Source organism: Paraburkholderia tuberum STM678, assembly GCF_902833905.1.
GTDB lineage: Bacteria > Pseudomonadota > Gammaproteobacteria > Burkholderiales > Burkholderiaceae > Paraburkholderia > Paraburkholderia tuberum.
The window spans coordinates 188,714-207,176 of the sequence record NZ_CADFGP010000001.1; the positions used below are offsets into that span (position 1 = coordinate 188,714).

General features: G+C 64.1%; 16 protein-coding genes and 1 pseudogene. 8 read left to right on the forward strand and 9 right to left on the reverse strand.

The genetic code is table 11. The features are described from left to right. Positions 1-14 precede the first annotated feature (14 nt). From HWY30_RS00875 to HWY30_RS00890, 4 genes are all read right to left on the reverse strand, one after another. A complete protein-coding gene (locus HWY30_RS00875; RefSeq protein ID WP_090810803.1) occupies positions 15-728 on the reverse strand; it encodes an ABC transporter permease in 714 nt (237 codons plus the stop codon). Beyond that, positions 725-1,414: an ABC transporter permease gene (locus HWY30_RS00880; protein ID WP_090810805.1), complete on the reverse strand. Its 690-nt coding sequence runs from the start codon at positions 1,412-1,414 to the stop codon at positions 725-727. The genes HWY30_RS00875 and HWY30_RS00880 overlap by 4 nt, the downstream gene beginning before the upstream one ends. A gap of 81 nt (positions 1,415-1,495) precedes the next feature. Continuing rightward, complete coding sequence (locus HWY30_RS00885; RefSeq protein WP_090810807.1) at positions 1,496-2,269, reverse strand: ABC transporter substrate-binding protein; 774 nt, start codon at positions 2,267-2,269, stop codon at positions 1,496-1,498. A gap of 285 nt (positions 2,270-2,554) precedes the next feature. Then, complete coding sequence (locus HWY30_RS00890; RefSeq protein WP_090810809.1) at positions 2,555-3,472, reverse strand: LysR family transcriptional regulator; 918 nt, start codon at positions 3,470-3,472, stop codon at positions 2,555-2,557. Positions 3,473-3,930: 458 nt separating this feature from the next. Here HWY30_RS00890 and benA point away from each other — a divergent pair, with 458 nt between their 5' ends. From benA to HWY30_RS00915, 5 genes are read left to right on the forward strand one after another with little or no spacing between them, the layout of a single operon-like run. Beyond that, a complete protein-coding gene (gene benA / locus HWY30_RS00895) occupies positions 3,931-5,298 on the forward strand; it encodes a benzoate 1,2-dioxygenase large subunit (protein ID WP_090810811.1) in 1,368 nt (455 codons plus the stop codon). Further along, positions 5,295-5,786, forward strand: a complete 492-nt coding sequence (benB, locus tag HWY30_RS00900; RefSeq protein WP_090810812.1) for a benzoate 1,2-dioxygenase small subunit — start codon at positions 5,295-5,297, stop codon at positions 5,784-5,786. Before benA ends, benB begins: the two co-directional genes overlap by 4 nt. Before the next feature lie 25 nt (positions 5,787-5,811). After that, positions 5,812-6,834 carry a benzoate 1,2-dioxygenase electron transfer component BenC gene (gene benC, locus HWY30_RS00905; protein ID WP_090810814.1) on the forward strand — a complete coding sequence of 341 codons (1,023 nt, stop codon included), beginning with the start codon at positions 5,812-5,814 and terminating at the stop codon, positions 6,832-6,834. Then, complete coding sequence (locus tag HWY30_RS00910) at positions 6,831-7,622, forward strand: 1,6-dihydroxycyclohexa-2,4-diene-1-carboxylate dehydrogenase (RefSeq protein WP_090810816.1); 792 nt, start codon at positions 6,831-6,833, stop codon at positions 7,620-7,622. Before benC ends, HWY30_RS00910 begins: the two co-directional genes overlap by 4 nt. Before the next feature lie 25 nt (positions 7,623-7,647). Then, positions 7,648-8,865: a benzoate/H(+) symporter BenE family transporter gene (locus HWY30_RS00915; RefSeq protein WP_090810818.1), complete on the forward strand. Its 1,218-nt coding sequence runs from the start codon at positions 7,648-7,650 to the stop codon at positions 8,863-8,865. A 13-nt stretch (positions 8,866-8,878) separates the two neighbouring features. Here the strand turns inward: HWY30_RS00915 and HWY30_RS00920 are convergent, their stop codons facing one another. The 5 genes from HWY30_RS00920 to HWY30_RS00940 form a co-directional block, all read right to left on the reverse strand. Continuing rightward, positions 8,879-10,336, reverse strand: coding sequence for an efflux transporter outer membrane subunit (locus tag HWY30_RS00920; protein WP_244144723.1), 1,458 nt, complete (start codon positions 10,334-10,336; stop codon positions 8,879-8,881). A gap of 81 nt (positions 10,337-10,417) precedes the next feature. Next, the gene (locus HWY30_RS00925; protein ID WP_090810822.1) at positions 10,418-11,533 is read right to left on the reverse strand and encodes an ABC transporter permease; all 1,116 of its coding nucleotides are present in this window, start codon (positions 11,531-11,533) and stop codon (positions 10,418-10,420) included. A gap of 32 nt (positions 11,534-11,565) precedes the next feature. Further along, on the reverse strand, positions 11,566-12,546 hold the full coding sequence (locus tag HWY30_RS00930) for an ABC transporter ATP-binding protein (RefSeq protein WP_090810824.1): 981 nt from the start codon (positions 12,544-12,546) through the stop codon (positions 11,566-11,568). After that, positions 12,543-13,508, reverse strand: a complete 966-nt coding sequence (locus HWY30_RS00935) for an HlyD family secretion protein (RefSeq protein ID WP_090810825.1) — start codon at positions 13,506-13,508, stop codon at positions 12,543-12,545. The genes HWY30_RS00930 and HWY30_RS00935 overlap by 4 nt, the downstream gene beginning before the upstream one ends. Continuing rightward, on the reverse strand, positions 13,505-14,200 hold the full coding sequence (locus tag HWY30_RS00940) for a TetR/AcrR family transcriptional regulator (protein WP_090810826.1): 696 nt from the start codon (positions 14,198-14,200) through the stop codon (positions 13,505-13,507). Before HWY30_RS00940 ends, HWY30_RS00935 begins: the two co-directional genes overlap by 4 nt. A 402-nt stretch (positions 14,201-14,602) precedes the next feature. Between HWY30_RS00940 and HWY30_RS00945 the strand changes: the two are divergent. From HWY30_RS00945 to HWY30_RS00950, 3 genes and pseudogenes are all read left to right on the forward strand, one after another. Further along, positions 14,603-15,920, forward strand: a pseudogene (locus tag HWY30_RS00945) (potassium transporter Kup); the annotation flags it as partial. A 45-nt stretch (positions 15,921-15,965) separates the two neighbouring features. Then, on the forward strand, positions 15,966-16,502 hold the full coding sequence (locus HWY30_RS42845; protein ID WP_425199350.1) for a KUP/HAK/KT family potassium transporter: 537 nt from the start codon (positions 15,966-15,968) through the stop codon (positions 16,500-16,502). Positions 16,503-16,778: 276 nt separating this feature from the next. Beyond that, on the forward strand, positions 16,779-18,275 hold the full coding sequence (locus HWY30_RS00950; RefSeq protein ID WP_090810827.1) for an alkaline phosphatase family protein: 1,497 nt from the start codon (positions 16,779-16,781) through the stop codon (positions 18,273-18,275). Positions 18,276-18,463: the final 188 nt, after the last annotated feature.

Here is an 18,463-nt window from a genome sequence, read left to right on the forward strand (position 1 = left end):
GAATGCGTCCGGGTTTAATGCGCTTGCGGTTTCAGATAAGCCAGCAATCGGATTTCCATCTTGCGGAAGCCCCAGATCAGCGCGAACACGATCGCCGCATACAGGATCGCCGCGATGCCGTACGCCTGGAACGTCGCGTAGGTCGCGGAGTTGACGTCGCGCGCCACTTTCAGAATGTCGGGGACGGTCGCCGTGAACGCGAGTGTCGTCGCGTGCAGCATCAGGATCACCTCGTTGCTGTACGAGGGCAGTGCCCGGCGCAGCGCCGAAGGCAGGATGATGCGCGTGTACAGCTTGAACTTCGACATGCCGTAAGCCTGGGCCGCCTCGATTTCACCGTGCGAGGTCTCCCGGATCGAACCCGCGAAGATCTCGGTGGCATACGCGCATTCGTTCAGCGCGAACGCGAGCAGCGTGCAGTTCATCGCATTGCGAAAGAAGCTGTCGAGCATCTGGTGCGAATGGACGAAATGCAGACTGTAGAGGCCCGTGTAGATCAACAGCAACTGAACGTATAAAGGCGTGCCCCGGAAGATGTAGGTGTAAAGCCAGACGGGTCCGGAGATGTAGCGGTTGCGCGACGCGCGCGCGATCGCGAGCGGCACGGCCAACACGAAACCCAGCACGATCGACGCAACCAGCAACCACAGCGTGATGACGAGGCCGGTGTAGTTGAAGCCGTCCGTGAACAGGTAGTTCTGCCAGTATTGACGAGTCAGTTCGATCACAGCGTGGCCCTCCGTACGCCGATCGAGTAGCGCTTCTCGAGGCGGTTCAATAGCAGATTCGAAATGGTGGTGATGGCGAGGTAGATGGCCCCGGTCGCCAGCGTGAAGAAGAAGAACGACTGCGTGCTCTTGCCGGCGTCCTGCGATGCCTTGACCACGTCCGCGAGACCGATGATCGACACGAGCGCGGTGGCCTTCACGAGCACCTGCCAGTTGTTGCCGATGCCGGGCAGCGCGAAGCGCATCATCTGCGGGAACAGGATGCGCGTGAACACGCGCCGCGCGCTCATGCCGTACGCGAAGCCCGCTTCGATCTGCCCGCGCGGCACGGAGAGAAACGCGCCGCGGAAGGTTTCGGTGAAGTACGCGCCGTAAATGAAGCCCAGCGTGATCACACCGGCGAGAAACGGATCGATGTCGATCTGCTCGATGCTGAACATGTCGGTCAGATCATTGAGCCAGATCTGGATGCTGTAGAACAGCAACAGCATCAGCACGAGATCGGGCACGGCGCGGATCAGCGTCGTGTACATCGTGCCGATGCGCGAGATCGCACGGTTGGTCGACAGCTTCGCGGCGGCGCCGAGAAGTCCCAGCGCAAACGACGCCGCGAGCGACAGCACCGCGAGCTTGATGGTTACCCACGTGCCCGCGAGGAGCAGCGGACCGAAGCCTTGAAACAGCATGGGAGTGTCCTTGATGGAGCGAGCCGCGCGCATGCGCGCGGGGCCTGGCGATCGGGTGGAGCGGGCTTGTGGGGGGCGGACTCAACTGCCGTACACGTCGAAGTTGAAGTACTTCTGCTCGATCTTCTTGTAGGTGCCGTCCTTGATCATGTCGGCGATCGCCTTGTCGACCTTCGTCTTCAGATCGGCGTCTTCCTTGCGCATGCCGATGCCCGCGCCGTTGCCGAGGATCTTCGGATCGTCGATGGTCTTGCCGACGAAGTCGAAGCCCGCGCCGCGCGGCGTCTTCAGGAAACCCTGGTCAGCCTGCACGGCGTCCTGCAGCGCTGCGTCCAGACGGCCCGACTGCAGGTCGGTATAGACCGCGTCCTGGTTCTGATACGGCACGACCTTCACGCCCTTGGGCTCCCAATAGGTCTTCGCGTAGGTTTCCTGGATCGTGCCCTGTTCGACGCCCACCGTCTTGCCCTTCAGCGAGTCGGCGGTCGGCAGGATGCCCGAACCCTGCTTCGCGACGAGACGTGTCGGCGTGTTGAACAGCTTCGACGAGAAGGCGATCTGTTCGGCGCGTTGCGGCGTCATCGACATCGACGACAGCACGCCGTCGAACTTCTTTGCCTTCAGTGCCGGAATCATGCTGTCGAAGTCCTGCTCGACCCACACGCACTTCGCGTTCAAACGGCGGCAGATTTCGGTGCCGAGGTCGACGTCGAAGCCGACCAGCTTGCCATCGGTCGCTTTCGATTCGAACGGCGCGTAGCTCGCATCCACGCCGAAGCGAACCGTGGACCAATCTTTGGCGAAGGCGCCGGTGGCAGCGAGCGCGAGGGCGAGGGACAAGGCGAGTTTCTTCATAAAGTCTCCGGGAGGATGCTGCGAGGTGCGATGTTGTATAGACAAATTATCCAGTACGAGCGATGAGCGGCAATCAGGGTTAGTGCTTACGGGCACCCGGGAAGGAGACAGGGAATAGGCGTGAAAGCCTTTGTGGACAAGCTTGTAAGGCTAATTGAAGGGCTGCGGGCGCGGGCGGAATTTTCGCGTATACCCGCGGTCTATACCGTGGCGGATATCTTGTCCATACAACTTCGTTGCGGCGAAGCCGGCGTAGGCGTCGGGCCGCGAACCGCACAATCCGCTCTACGAATGCGAAGGCGGCAGATAGGTCATGTGCTCTTCGTCGTACAGCGCGTAGATCAGTTCGAGCATGCGCTTGATGTCGGCCGATTCGTCGAGCATGCGCATGCTCATGATGATCGGCGACACGAGGTTCTGGTCGTCGAGGTCCTTGTAGGCAACGTCGCCGCGCTGCAAGCCGTACACGCTCGCCGGCACGATCGAGATGCCTTCGCCCGCGCCGACGAGGCCGAGCGCGATCTGCAATTCGCGCGTCTCGTAGAGCCGCTGCGGCTTCAGACCGCGATCGTGAAACGCGGCCAGCACCTGGTCCGCGTAACTGGGCCGTGGCGCCTTCGGGAAAATGATCAGCGTTTCGCCGGTCAGGTCGTGCAGCGACAGCACCGGCTTCGCGGCGATCAGCGGATGGCCGAGCGGCAGCGCGACGATCATCCGTTCTTCGCGCAGCACGACGCGCCGGATGCTCGGGTCTTCGTGACGGATGCGGCCGAAGCCGACGTCGATGCGGCCTTCCTTGAGCGCCTTGATCTGATCCATCGTCGACATCTCGTGCAGGCTCAGCTCGACGGTGCTGTTCTCGGTACGAAAGCGCCGGATGATTTTCGGCAGCATGCCGTACAGCGTCGAGCCGACGAAGCCCACCGACAAACTGCGCTCGATCTTGCCGACGCGCCGCGTCATCGCCTCGATTTCCGTCGTTTGCGCGAGCAGTTGCACGGCGTGCGAATAGAAGAAGCGGCCAGCCTCGGTCAGCTTCAGCGGCCGCGAGTTGCGCTCGAACAGCTGCACGCCAAGGATGTCTTCGAGCTGCTGGATCTGCCGGCTCAGCGGCGGCTGCGCAATATGCAGACGTTTGGCGGCCTTGGTGACATTGCATTCCTCGGCGACGGCCACGAAGTAGCGCAGATGGCGCAGTTCCATAGAAATACCTTTTAAGTATCGTCGCGATACCAAATCAGTGTTGGACGATGCAAATGGCGTGGAACTATCCTTCAGTTACCGTAGACGCCCCACAAAATTATACCTCCCGAGCATCGATAACTCGGCCCGGTCTGAAGCGTCGGTCGGCCCCTGGAGACGGCGCAGGCAAATCCTCGCGCATGGGATCCAAGACCTAGAAAGAGTTCAGGAGCAGCAATGAGACATGCTGATATCGCAACCCCGATGCAAGGGTTGTCCACCGATTCCCTCAGGCACCAGGTCCCGCCTCCCGTGCCGAAGGTCGAGCGCTTGCGCGCCACGGCCTGACGCCATACGGAGGCGCACCGCCTCCGCTCCCCGACGTGAAAGACCAACCGGCCACCGGCCTCCCGGCAGGCAGGCCGCTCCCTATACGCGTGCGTCGCACGCATACCAACAGTCCGAACCAGGAGACAGGCATGATTCCGATCTACCCGGATCACACTCCACAACTGAAGAACATCGACGACTTTCTTTTGGAAGACCGCGAGCGCGGCGATTACCGCCTGCATCGCAGCGCGTTCACCGACGAGCGTCTGTTCGAACTCGAAATGCAGCACATTTTCGAGGGCAACTGGATTTACCTGGCCCACGAAAGCCAGATCCCGAACAACAACGATTACTTCACGACCTACATGGGCCGTCAGCCGGTCGTGATCGCACGCAATCGTCAGGGCGAGCTGAACGCGTTCATCAACTCGTGCACGCATCGCGGCGCGATGCTGTGCCGCCACAAGCGTGGCAACAAGGCGACCTATACGTGCCCGTTCCACGGCTGGACCTTCAACAACAGCGGCAAGCTGCTAAAGGTCAAGGACCCCGCGGATGCCGGCTATCCCGACTGCTTCAACAAGGAAGGCTCGCACGACCTGAAGAAGCTCGCGCGCTTCGGCAACTATCGCGGCTTCCTGTTCGGCAGCTTGAGCGATGACGTGCCGCCGCTCGAAACGTTCCTCGGCGAAGCCGCGCGCATCATCGACATGATCGTCGACCAGTCGGAAGACGGTCTCGAAGTTCTGCGCGGCTCGTCGACCTATACGTACGAAGGCAACTGGAAGCTGACCGCCGAAAACGGCGCGGACGGTTATCACGTGTCGGCCGTGCACTGGAACTATGCGGCAACGACCAATCATCGCAAGGAAGAGAACGCGCGCGAAGACAAGATCCGCGCGATGGATGCCGGCAGCTGGGGCCGTCAGGGCGGCGGCTTCTACGCGTTCGAGCACGGTCACATGCTGCTGTGGACGCGCTGGGCGAATCCCGAAGACCGTCCGAACTTCAGCCGCCGCGAGGAATTCGCCGCGCGCTGCGGCGCCGAGCGCGCGGACTGGATGATCCAGAACTCGCGCAACCTGTGCCTCTACCCGAACGTGTATCTGATGGACCAGTTCGGCTCGCAGATTCGCGTGCTGCGGCCGCTGTCGGTCAACAAGACCGAGGTGACGATCTACTGCATCGCGCCGAAGGGCGAGTCCGACGAAGCGCGCTCGCGCCGCATCCGTCAATACGAGGACTTTTTCAACGTCAGCGGCATGGCCACCCCCGACGACCTCGAGGAATTCCGCGCCTGCCAGTTGGGCTATGCGGGCCGCGCGGTCGAATGGAACGACATGTGCCGCGGTTCGAAGCACTGGATCGACGGCGCGGACGAAGCCGCGCAAAAGATCGGCCTCAACCCGGTGATGAGCGGTGTGAAGACCGAGGACGAGGGCCTCTACACGGTGCAGCACCGCTACTGGATCGACACGATGAAAAAGGCGCTGAATGCGCCGGGGAGCCGCGCATGAGCAACATCGCCATCACCGATATTCAGGCTTTCCTGTTCCGCGAAAGCCGCCTGCTCGACGACGAGCAATGGGACGAGTGGCTCGCCTGCTATCACCCGGACGCGTCGTTCTGGATGCCGTCGTGGGATGACGAGGACAAGCTCGTCACCGATCCGCAGCGCGAGATCTCGCTGATCTACTATCCGAACCGCCAGGGCCTCGAAGACCGCGTGTTCCGCATCAAGACCGAGCGTTCGAGCGCGACGATGCCCGACACGCGCACGAGCCACAACCTGGCCAACGTCGAAGTGGAGAGCGCGGACAACGGCGTGTACACGGTGCGCTTCAACTGGCACACGCTGAGCCATCGCTACAGGACGAACTACAGCTACTTCGGCATGTCGCGCTACGTAATCGACTTCAACGGCGCGCAGCCGCAAATCCTGAGCAAGTACGTCGTGCTGAAGAACGACTACATCAATCAGGTCATCGACATCTACCACATCTAGCCGGTGCGGTTGCAGGAGACAGGTCATGGAACACACTATTGCACTTCAGTTCGAAGACGGCGTCACGCGCTTCATCAGTTGCCGTGAGAACGAAACGCTGTCGGATGCCGCTTACCGGCAGAAGATCAACATTCCGCTCGATTGCCGTGAAGGCGCGTGCGGCACCTGTCGGGGGCTGTGCGAATCGGGTGCCTACGACATGCCCGAGTCGAGCTACGTCGAAGATGCGTTGACCTCCGAGGAAGCGAGCCAGGGCTATATCCTCGCGTGCCAGACGCGGCCGCGCTCGGATCTGGTGATTCGCGTGCAGGCGTCGTCGGCGGCGTGCAAGACCGGGGTGTCGCGTTTCGAAGGCACGCTCGCGGCGGTCGAATGGCTGTCGGATTCGACGATCCATTTCTCGATCGATATCGATGGCGCGAGCGCGCCGAGCTTTCTCGCGGGTCAATACGTGAACGTCGAGATTCCGGGCGCGAGCGGCGAGAGCCGGTCGTACTCGTTCAGCTCGGCGCCGGGCGCGACGCGCGCGGCGTTCGTCGTGCGCAACGTGCCGGACGGCAAGATGAGCGGCTTTCTGAGCAACGATGCGCAGCCTGGTCAGCAGATCGGCTTCACGGGTCCGTATGGCAGCTTCTACCTGCGCGATCCGCAGCGTCCGGTGCTGTTCCTCGCGGGCGGCACCGGCATCGCACCGTTTTTGTCGATGCTCGACGTGCTGAAGGCGAGCGGCAACCTGCAGCCGGTGCGCCTCGTGTACGGCGTGACCAACGACATCGATCTGGTCGCGCTCGAACAGATCGAAGAGGCGCAGCGCTCGCTGCCGAATTTCAGCTATCGCACCTGTGTCGTCGATTCCGCGAGCAGCCAAGAGCGCAAGGGCTACGTGACCGCGCATGTGGATAGCGAATGGCTGAACGACGGCGACGTCGACGTCTACCTGTGCGGCCCGGTCGCGATGGTCGAAGCGGTGCAGGGCTGGCTGCGCGACAGCAGCGTCGAGCCCGCGAACTTCTACTACGAAAAATTCTCGGCGAGCAACGTAGCATGACTTCGACCTTTACCAATCGCTTCAAGGGCAAGGTGCTCGTCGTGACCGGCGCGGGCCAGGGCATCGGCCGTGGCGTCGCGTTGCGCGCGGCGCGCGAGGGCGCGGCTTTGGTGCTGGTCGACCGTTCGCCGATCGTGCACGAGGTGGCCGAAGAGATCGCACGCACAGGCGGCGATGCGCGCGCGTTCATCGCCGACCTCGAAACCTATGCGGGCGCGGCCGCGATGACGGCCTTCGCGATCGAGGCGTTCGGCCGCATCGATGCGCTCGTCAACAACGTCGGCGGCACGATCTGGGCGAAGCCGTACGAGGAATATGAAGCAGAGCAGATCGAGGCCGAGGTGCGGCGTTCGCTGTTCCCGACGCTATGGTGCTGCCACGCGGTGTTGCCCGCGATGCTGAAGCGCGCGAGCGGCGCGATCGTCAATGTTTCGTCGATTGCGACGCGCAGCATTTATCGCGTGCCGTATGCGGCGTCGAAGGGCGGCGTCAACGCGCTGACCGCGAGCCTCGCGTTCGAGCATGCCGAACACGGCATCCGCATCAACGCGGTCGCCACCGGCGGCACCGAAGCGCCGCCGCGCCGCGTGCCGCGCAATACGGCACCGCAAAGCGAGCAGGAAGCGACGTGGTATCAGGGCATCGTCGATCAGACGATCGCGTCGAGCCTGATGCATCGCTACGGCACGATCGACGAACAGGTCGGCGCGATCCTGTTCCTCGCTTCCGATGACGCGTCGTATATCACCGGCACCGTGCTGCCGGTCGGCGGCGGCGATCAGGGCTAGCGAGCGGCCCTGACCCACATCGACGATGAATCCAACCCCTAGCCAGGCGCCGACCACGCGCGCCGTTGCGGCCGACTGGTCCCTGTCCGCCGTCGTGGCCGGCTTTCTGGCCGTGCTGATTTCGTACGCGGGCCCGCTTGTGATCTTCTTTCAGGCGGCGCAAGCGGCCCACATGCCCAACGAGATGGTCGCGTCATGGGTATGGGGCATCTCGATCGGCGCGGCCGTCTCCGGCATCTTCGCGAGCTGGAAGCTGAAAGTGCCGGTCGTGACCGCGTGGTCGGCGCCCGGCACCGCGCTGCTGGTCGGACTGTTTCCCGCGTTGACGCTGCATCAGGCGGTGGGCGCGTATCTGAGCGCCGCCGTGATCATTCTGCTGATCGGTATCTCGGGCTATTTCGACCGCATGGTGCGCAGCATTCCGAAGGGCATCGCCTGCGGGATGATGGCCGGCATTCTGCTGCAGTTCGGCACGCATGCGTTCAAGGCGGCGGCGTCGATGCCCGCATTGGCGTTCGGCATGATCGGCGCGTACATCGTGTTCAGGCGCCTGCTGCCGCGCTATTGCATCGTGCTGGTGCTGTTGACGGGCACGGTGTTCGCCATCGCGCTCGGCGCCGCGCACCTGGGCGCGCTGCCGCTGCAAGTCACGCGGCCGATCTTCATCGAACCCGAATGGACGCTGAGTTCGACGCTGAGTCTTGCCTTGCCGCTCGTGGTCGTCAGTCTGACCGGGCAGTTTCTGCCGGGGATGGCGATTCTGCGCGTGTCCGGCTATCACACGCCGGCCCGGCCGATCATCACCGCGACGAGCATCGCGTCGATCGGCGTGGCGTTTTTCGGTGGCATCACGATCGTGATCGCCGCGATCACGGCGGCGTTGTGCACGGGCAAGGATGCGCACGACGACCCGGACAAGCGCTATATCGCGGGCATGGCGAACGGCGTGTTCTATCTGATCGGCGGCACGTTCGCCGGCGCGATTGTCGCGCTGTTCACGATGCTGCCGAAGGAGTTTGTCGCGATTCTGGCGGGCCTCGCGTTGATCGGTGCGATCACGTCGAACGTGATGGGCGCGATCGAGGACGAAGACCATCGCGAGGCCTCCGTCATCACGTTTCTCGCGACCGCATCCGGTATGACGTTCCTCGGGCTCGGCTCCGCGTTCTGGGGCATCGTGATCGGCGCGTTCGCGTACCTCGTGCTGAACAAGGTGCGGCGCGAGACGCCTGCAAACCGATGACCAACCGATCGACTCAAGGCCGCGCCCCGAGCGCCTGATAGAGCGCGGCGGTATCGGCATAACGCTGCGCGGCGGCTTTGGTGCGATCGAGTCCGGTCTGCAATTCCTGACGCTGCGTATCGAGCAGTGTCAATTGACTGATGCCGCCCGCCGCATACCGCTGGCTGGCGATCCCTGCGCTGTGTTGTGCGCTGCGCTGCGCGGCGTCGAGTGCCTGCAATGCAATCGCGTCCTGATCGAGCGCTCGCAGCGCGTCGGCGACCTGTTGCAGTCCCTGCAGCACGGTTTGCTTGTAGACGGCGAGCGCCGCTTGCCAGGCCGCCTCCGACGAGCGCTTGCGCGCCAGCAGTTCACCGCCGTGGAACAGCGGCTGCGTGAGACCCGCACCGAAATTCCACACGTTGAAGCCCGTCAGCAGATCGGACACGTTGACGCGTTCGGTCGCCGCGCTGCCCGACAGCGTGATGCGCGGATACAGGTTCGCGGTCGCGACGCCGATGTTCGCGCTCGCCTGATGCAGCAGCGCCTCGGACGCGCGAATGTCGGGCCGCTGCCGCGCGAGCGTCGACGGCAAGGTCAGCGGCAGATCGGCCGGCAGCACTAGTGTGTCGAGGTCGAGCGCGGCGAGGTCGTGGGTGGTGGCCAATTCCGCCGGCGCGCGTCCCAGATAGATCGCGAGTTGATGATCGGTCTGCGCAAGCTGCGTGCGCAATGGCGGTAACGTCGCGCGGGTTTGCTGCACGAGCGTGCGCTGGCTCAGCAGATCGACCTCGGAGATGCCGCCCGCGCCATAGCGGCGTTCGGCGATATCGAGTTGCTGCATCTGGTTGGCGAGCAGCGCTTCGGTGAGGGCGATCTGCCGCGCGAGCGACGCGCGCCGGATCGCCGCCGTCACGACGTTGCCCGCGACCGTCAAACGCGCGGCTTCGAGTTCGTATTGCTGATAGTCGACCTGCGCGGCCACCGCTTCGAGCGCGCGGCGATTCGCGCCGAACAGATCGAGCGTGTACGACACCGTGACCTGTGCGCTGTACAGCGTGAACGGCGCAAACGCGCGGCCCTGCGTCAGCTGACCGAAGCCGAGCGCCTCGGGATCGATTTTCTCGCGCGTGGTCGACAGGTTCGCATCGACTTGCGGCCATAGCGTGCCGCCCGCCTGCGCGCGATAGTCCTGCTGCGCTTCGTCGAGTTTCGCGCGGGCTTGCGCGAGGGTCGGGCTATCGTCGAGCGCCTGTTGCACGAGCGCGTCCAGCGCCGGCGAGCCGAAAGCGCGCCACCAGCCGTCGCCGGGCACCTCGGTCGGCACGAAGTGTTGCGCGGCGCCGCCGGGACCATCAGCTCCGACGGTGCTTGCCGCAAGCGGCGCGGCGGTATAGCTCGACACGCTGGTCACCTCGGGTCGATGGAAATCCGGGCCGACGCTGCACGCGCACAATGCCGCGCTTGCGCAGAAGCCGGCCAGCCGGCGCATGGCGCAACGCTGGGACCAACCAGCCGCGCGATGAAAAACCGCGTCACGAAAGCCAGGAGCGGAACACATTGCAGGCCTTCCTCAATCGAGCGTGCGCCGATAGAACTTCACGGCGATACCCATGACGACGAACAGAAAGATCAGCAGCGGCCATACGTGCGGCCACATGTCGGCCCAACCGACGCCCTTGAGCAGAATGCCGCGCACCAGCCGGTTGAAGTAGGTGAGCGGCAACAGGTTGCCGATGTACTGCGCCCACTTCGGCATGCCCGCGAACGGAAACATGAAACCCGACAGCAGGATGTTGGGCAGAAAATAGAACATCGTCAGTTGCATGGCCTGCAACTGGTTCTGCGCGAGCGACGACAGCGTAATGCCGATCGTCAGATTGGCCGCAACGAACAATAGAGCGGACAGATACAGCGCGATCAGACTGCCTTCGAACGGCACGTTGAACACGAAGCGCGCCGCCGCGAGAATGATGCTGACCTGCACCAGGCCGATCGCCACGTAAGGCACGATCTTGCCGGTCATCACTTCGAGCGGCAGTACCGGCGTGGCGAGCAGATTTTCCATCGTGCCGCGCTCGCGTTCACGGGTGATCGCGAGGCCCGTCATCATCACCATCGTCATCGTCAGGATCACGCCCATCAGGCCGGGCACCACGTTGTACTGGGTCAGGCTTTCGGGGTTGTAGAGCCGGTGCAATTGAACGTCGAAAGCGGCCGGGCCGACCGCGAGCGTCGACAGCGGACCCGTGAGGTCCTTCTGCAACACCGACTGCGCGATCGACGGCAGCGCGCCGAGCGCGGTGCCCACCGCGGTGGGGTCCGTCGCGTCGGCTTCGACGAGCAGCGATGGCCGCGCGCCCTTGGCCAGATCGCGCGTGAAACCGACGGGGATATTCAGCACGAACAGCACCTTGCCCTGTGCGAGCGCGCGGCGACCGGATTCTTCGTCGGGCAGCGTCGATACGATGTCGAAGTATTCGGAGTTGCGCATCGCCATCAGGAAACTGCGCGTGAACTCGCTGTGATCGGCGGCGATGACGGCGGTCGGCAGATGCTTGGGGTCGGTATTGATCGCGAAGCCGAACAGCGCCATCTGCATGATCGGCAGCACGATCATCATCGCAAACGTGATGCGGTCGCGCTTCAGTTGCAAAAACTCCTTGCGCACGACGCTCCACCAACGCATCAGCGAAAAGCGTGGAAGTCGGCGCGCGGAATTCACGATGCTTTGCCCGAAGGGGTGGCGTAATTGTCGGTCGAGCGGTTCATCATGAAGATGAACACGTCCTCGAGGCCGGTTTCCTGTGGTTCGATCCGCAACGCCGGGTCCGAATGAGCCAGCTGGTCGATCGTGGCGTGGAGTTCGGGCGTGTCCGGACCGCTCACGTGCAGCGACGAACCGAACGCCACCGTCTGCTCGACGCCGGGCGAGCGGCGCAGCCGGTCGCCGAGCGCGACGAGATTCTGGCCGTACACGGCCCACGTCACGAGCCCTTGCGAATCGATGACCTGTTTCGACGTGCCCTGCGCGAGCAGCTTGCCGTAGGCGATATAAGCGAGCTTGTGGCAGCGTTCCGCTTCGTCCATATAGTGCGTGCTGACGAGCACCGAGATGCCGCGCGCCGCGAGGCGATGCAACTCTTCCCAGAAGTCGCGGCGCGCGCTCGGGTCGACACCTGCGGTCGGTTCGTCGAGCAGCAGCAGTTCCGGCTCATGGAGCATGCACGCGGCCAGCGCGAGACGCTGCTTCCATCCGCCCGACAGTGCGCCGGCCAACTGCTTCGCACGGCTTTGAAGGCCAAGCTGTTCGAGCGCGCGATCGACCGCCTCGCGGCGGTTCTTCATCTCGTAGATGCGCGCGACGAAGTCGAGGTTTTCGCGGATCGTCAGATCTTCCCAATAGGAGAAGCGCTGCGTCATATAACCGGTGCGCCGCTTGATCTGCGCGCTGTCCCGCACGATATCGTAGCCGAGACACGTGCCGCTGCCGGAGTCGGGCGTCAGCAGTCCGCACATCATGCGGATGCAGGTGGTCTTGCCACTGCCGTTGGGGCCGAGAAAGCCGAAAATCTCACCGCGCTGCACGCGCATCGTGACATCGTTGACCACGTGCTTGGTGCCGAAATGCTTGTTCAGCCCCTGCACGTCGATCGCGTACACGGGGTCGCTGGCATTGCCGGGGGGCGCGGGCGCACTCATTGCAGCGTGACCGTGACGGGCTGGCCGGGCCGCAGCTTCGGCGCATCGGCGCTCTGAGGTCGGGCTTCGACCATGAACACGAGTTTCGCGCGGCTTTCGTTGCTGAAGATCACCGGCGGCGTGTACTCCGCCTGGTCCGAAATGAAGCTGAGCACGGCCGGCACATCGGCCGCGCAACCGTCGCAATGAATCGATACGCGACGGCCCGGCTCGAGCGAGCCGACCACTCCCTGGGGCACGAAAAAGCGCACCTTGACGTTCTCCGGCGGCAGCATGCGCACGACGGGGCTGCCGGCCGGCACCCATTCGCCGCTGCGATACATCGTGTCGAACACGAGGCCGGCGTGCGGCGCGTGCACGCTTTTCTGATCGAGCTTCCATTGGGCCTGGCCGAGCTGGGCCTGCGCCGCGTCGACCTGCGCCTGCTGCGCGCGGATCTGTTCGATCCGCCCAGGCAGACGCGCGACGGCCAGTTGGCTTTGCAACTCACGCACGTGCGCGGCGCTCGACAACGCGCTCGCGCGCGAGTCGTCGAGCTGGCTTTGCGCGATGCCGCCCGCGCCGAATTGCTGTTGGTCGCGGCGCAACTGCGTCGCGGCGCGCGTCGCATCGGCTTCGGCCTGCACGAGTTGCGCGCGCGTCACAGCGACTTCCGGCGGACGCTTGCCGGTTCCAAGGTCGGCAAGCTGGGCGCGGGCCGAGCGCAGTTGCTCGCCCGCCTGCGCGACGGCGTCGGTTTCGTTCTGCGCTTCGAGCGCGAAGAGCGGCGTGTTCTGCGCGACGGTCTGCCCGCGCGAGACCGCGAGCTCGGTCAACTGTCCCGCCTGCGAAGACGCGAGGTACAGGAACTCGCCTTCCACATAGCCTTGCCACGTGTTCGCCGGTGGTCGCGAACAGCTTGCGCACGCGATGCACAGCGCGAGCAACGCGGCACGTCGGGATGAGCTGGCGAACCCGATCATGACGGCTTGCCCTTCGCGCGGCGTGCGGTGGACGTCGCCCCGGTTGCGGCCTTGGCGTTGGTCTCGACCGCCGTGGTTGCGCTCATGCCCTGCGCGAGCAGCGCGACGACATGGCGTTCGAGCGTCGCGCGATCGAACGAGGTACGCGGATTCAGGCGCTGCCAGATCCTCGCGGTTGCCTGCGGCAGCATCACCAGAGCGAGCACCGAGTTGAACAGCAGCAACGGTTCGAGCTGGGCGTTCAACTGACCCGACGCGCAGCCACGCGCGATGTTCTGACCGAACGCGGCGAGCTTTTGCACGGGGATGCGCGCAAACGCGCGCTCGCGCAGCAAACCGCCTTCGTTGACGATCTCGCGCAGCCAGAGCGAAGGCAGCCACGGCATGGTTTCGGTGACATCGAACATGCGCTTGACGATGCCTTGCGTCAGCGCGAGCGGTTCGTCGTGTTCGGGATCGACCGGGTCCCAGATCGCGCCGAACGCGGCGACGAGCCTTTCCTCGAACAATGCGTCGAGCAGCTTTTCGCGCGTCTGGAACCAGTAGTGCACCATCGCGGACGTCACGCCGCTCGCCGCCGCGATCTGCGCAACCGTCGTGTTGGCGATACCGCGCTCGGCGAACAGCGCCACCGCGACATCGAGCAGATGTTCGCGTGCGTCGAAGTCCTGCGGATGAGGACGGCGACCCATTCGGGAACGGGCGGCTTGCGGCATGGACACCAGACTAATTGATGAGTTAGTTAGTTTTAACTCATTGATACTAGGTTATTTTCCGGTATGGCGAAGGAGGGGAAACCCCTGGCGGCGGGCGGCCTTTATTCTCTCGTTGATGCGCGTCAGGAAACGCGCGACGTCACTGCCTGGGTAGCTTCGCTTTCGCCGTTCCGCCTGACGTTAAGCTGACAATGGACGGCAGTTGGCATCCCGCGCGAAGCGCACTTTCGCCGGAAATTTCTATACTTTCTCTAGCGCACACCCGGCACGATCCAGCCCGTACGACCCAAACGAATTCACATCAACGAAACGAAAGAATCGAAGCGAACCCGCGGCGCGGCCATCACGGCTCACGGCGATTCGTATGAGGAGGCAGACATGGCACATTCCGCATCCGCCGCGCCGGCGAAGGAAGGCCACGGCGAAGCGTCGCCGGCTCTGCCAGCGCTCGCGCTGGCCGCGCTCGGCGTGGTCTATGGCGACATCGGCACGAGCCCGCTCTATACGCTCGCCACCGTGTTCGATCCCAGCAACGGTCTCACGCTCAATGCTTTCAATATCGTCGGCATCGTCTCGCTGATCTTCTGGTCGCTGATGATCGTCGTTTCGCTCAAGTACGTCGTACTGATCCTGCGGGCGAATAATCATGGCGAAGGCGGCATCATGGCGCTGCTCGCGCTCGCGGCGTCGTCGATCGCGTCGCGGCCTCCTCGTGGTGGGCGTGATGGGCGCGGCGCTGTTCTTCGGCGATAGCGTGATCACGCCGGCCATTTCCGTGCTGAGCGCCGTGGAAGGGCTCGAAGTCGTCGAGCCCGGGCTCAAGACCTATGTGATTCCAGTGACGCTCGCCGCGCTCATCATCCTGTTCGTCACGCAAAAGCACGGCACGGGCGGCATCGGCGCCGTGTTCGGGCCCGTGATGGTGCTCTGGTTCGTCGTGATCGGCGTGGCGGGCGTCGCGAACATCATGTCCGCGCCGGTCGTGCTGTATGCGCTCAATCCGCTGGAAGGGCTCGGCTTCGTCATGCATCACCGCTGGCTCGCGTTCGTCGCGCTCGGCGCGGTGGTGCTCTCGCTGACGGGCGCCGAGGCGCTCTACGCCGACATGGGCCATTTCGGCAAGCGACCCATCCGCCTTACCTGGTTCGGCGTCGTTTTTCCCGCGCTCGCGCTCAACTATCTGGGCCAGGGCGCGCTGCTGCTGGCGAACCCCGGCGCGGTGCAAAACCCGTTCTACCGCCTGTTCCCGCAGTGGGCCATCGTGCCGATGATCGTGCTGGCGACGATCGCCACCGTGATCGCCTCGCAGGCCGTTATTTCGGGTACCTATTCGATGACGATGCAGGCCATGCAGCTTTCCTTCCTGCCGCGCATGAACGTCGTGCATACGTCGGAGCGCGAGATCGGGCAAATCTACGTGCCCGGCATCAACTGGATCCTGTTGATCGCCGTGGTTGCGGCGGTGTTGGGCTTTCGCTCGTCCACGGCGCTCGGGTCCGCGTATGGCATCGCCGTGACCGGCACGATGCTCATCACCACGTTCCTGACGTTCTTCGTCGTGCGTTACGCGTGGCGCTACAACTGGCTGCTGTGCCTGCTGTCCACCGCGTTCTTCTTCGTGATCGACGCGTTGTTCTTCTCGGCTAATCTGCTCAAGATCGTCGATGGCGGCTGGTTCCCGCTCGTGATCGGCGCGATCGTGTTCACGGTCATGGCGACGTGGGGACGCGGCTGGGAAATGATGCTGGCCGAAGCGCGCGTGCGGGCGGGAAAGACGCCGCTCAAGCCGTACCTCGCTGCGCTGCTCGAAAGTTCGCCGACGCGCGTGGGCGGCACGGCGATCTTCCTGACGCCGGACGCCGAAGCGGTGCCGCACGCGCTCGTCAACAACCTGCGGCACAACCGTGTGCTGCATGAGCGCACGGTTTTCCTGAGCGTAATAACGAAGAACGTGCCGTGGGTGGCCGAAACGGAGCGCGTGCAGATCAGGCCGCTGTGCACGGGTTGCTGGCACGCAACGGTGAAGTACGGATTCAAGGACGAAGTGGACTTGCCGCGCACGCTGGCCGCCTACAAATCGCCGGAACTGGCCTTCAACCTGGACGACACATCGTGGTTCCTGAGCCGCGCGGCCGTGGTGCCCAAACGCGGCCATGGCATGGCGCTATGGCGCGAGCGGCTTTTCGCGGTGATGCTGCACAACGTGGGCAATATCGCGGCGTTCTTCAAACTACCGGCCAATCGCGTGATCGAAGTCGGCGCGCGCGTGGAGATCTAGAGCGCGCCGTTCAGCAAGCATGGAGCAGCGGCCGGCCTGCTTCGATACTCCTCGGCCCCGTAACCGCCGCGCCTGCGTAGTCAGCACGCGAGGCGGAGGCGAATCGCCCTTGTCCCATGCTACCGTCGAGCGCCGCTTCGCAACGGCCCTCGGATACCTCGGGTTCGAAACTTGCTGCCCACGACCAACCCGCCGCTCGAATCGGCGCGCGCGTTTTGCTTCGCGGCAGGCTGGCATGGACGGACGCCCGCGCCGCATCCAACCAGGAGACGTGTCATGGGCGACGAGACTCACCAGAATCACGGACACGACCGCCGCCGCTTTCTTGCGGGCGTGGCCGCGGTGGCCGGCAGCGTTGCGCTATCGGGTTGCGGAGGCGGCGGTGGATTGGGCGGAGACGGCCAACCGGGCGGCGGGAGCGCCGGCGAACCCGCGTCCTCGATTACCGACATTCCATCGCCCAACGCCGCCGACCGCTACAGCCTGCCGCGCCCGGCGTTGCCCGCGCCGGCCAGTTCGGGCATCGACTTCATCGTGCTGGTCACGATGGAAAATCGTTCCTTCGACCATTTCCTCGGCTGGGTGCCGGGGGCCGAGGGCATGCCCGCGAACCAGCACTTCAAAGACGCGTTCGGCGCGACGCAAACGCCGTTTTCCCTCGCGGCGAATGCCGCGTACGGCTATCAGGCGTGCGCCTACCAGGACCCTAATCACAGCTTCTCGGGGGCGCGCACGCAACTGGCATCGGGTGCGATGAATGGCTGGCTGCTCACACCGGGCACGAGCCTGAACCCGGGCGACCTGCTGCCTATCGGTTACTACACGTCAGCCGATCTTCAATTTTTCAACGCCGTGGCGAGCAGTTATACGATCGGCGACTTCTACTTCAGCGGCATTCTGACCAGCACCTTTCCCAATCGCGTCTATCTGCATAGCGGCGCAACGGATCGGCTCGACGACAGCACCGACACTTCGTCGCTCGCCACGATCTGGGACAAGCTGAGCGACGGCAATATCGACTGTCACTACTACTACCATGACGTGCCGTTCACGGCGCTTTATGGCACGCGTTATCTGGGCATTTCGCGCCCGTTTGCGGATTTCCTCGTGAATGCCGCAGCCGGGACGCTGCCGCCGTTCTGCATGGTCGATCCGTCCTTCGCGGGCGAGCTGGAAGGCGTTTCCGCCGACGATCATCCGCATGCCGACATCCGCGACGGCGAGGCGTTTCTCGCGCAGGTCTACGAGGCGCTGCGCACGAGCCCGACGTGGAGCCGCACGCTGATGATCGTCGTCTACGACGAATGGGGCGGCTTTCTCGAGCACGTGGTGCCACCCACCAGGCCGATCAGCAACAGCGAGCTCACACTCGGCAACGACGGCAAGCTCGGCTTTCGCGTGCCGCTCGCGCTGCTTGGCCCGCGCGTGCGCGCGAACTCGATCACCCGCTATCCGTTCGACCCCAGCTCGATTCACGCGTTGCTGCAATGGCGCTTCGGCTTACAGCCGCTTGGCGTGCGCGGCAGCGATCCGGCGACGTTCAATCTTGCCTACGCGCTCGATCTCGACGGCGCGCCGCGTACCGACGCTCCCGCGTTCACGGTCGCCCAAGGGCCGTTCGGCGGGATCTGTCTGGGGGCGGCGGCACCTTCGCCCTCAAGCTCCGTAGCGGCGATCGATCAGTCGCAAAAGCTGGCGATCAACCCGACGGCGGACCGCTTCGCGGATCTGCGCGCGAAGGCGGCGTCACTAGGATTCCGGACCGGAGGCTAAGCTGGGTTTCCGCTTAAAATGAGCGGGCCGCAAGCCGGCGCCGGACCGGGCCGCGCTGGACTGTGAATGCCAGCGCGCACGGCGGGATGCACGGCCTGATGAAGGCTCATGCCTTGAGCGCAGTTTGGTGAGAAACGCTTGCGCGCGACATCGTTTTGCGAAGCGGGCCCCGCACTTGCTGGCGAGAC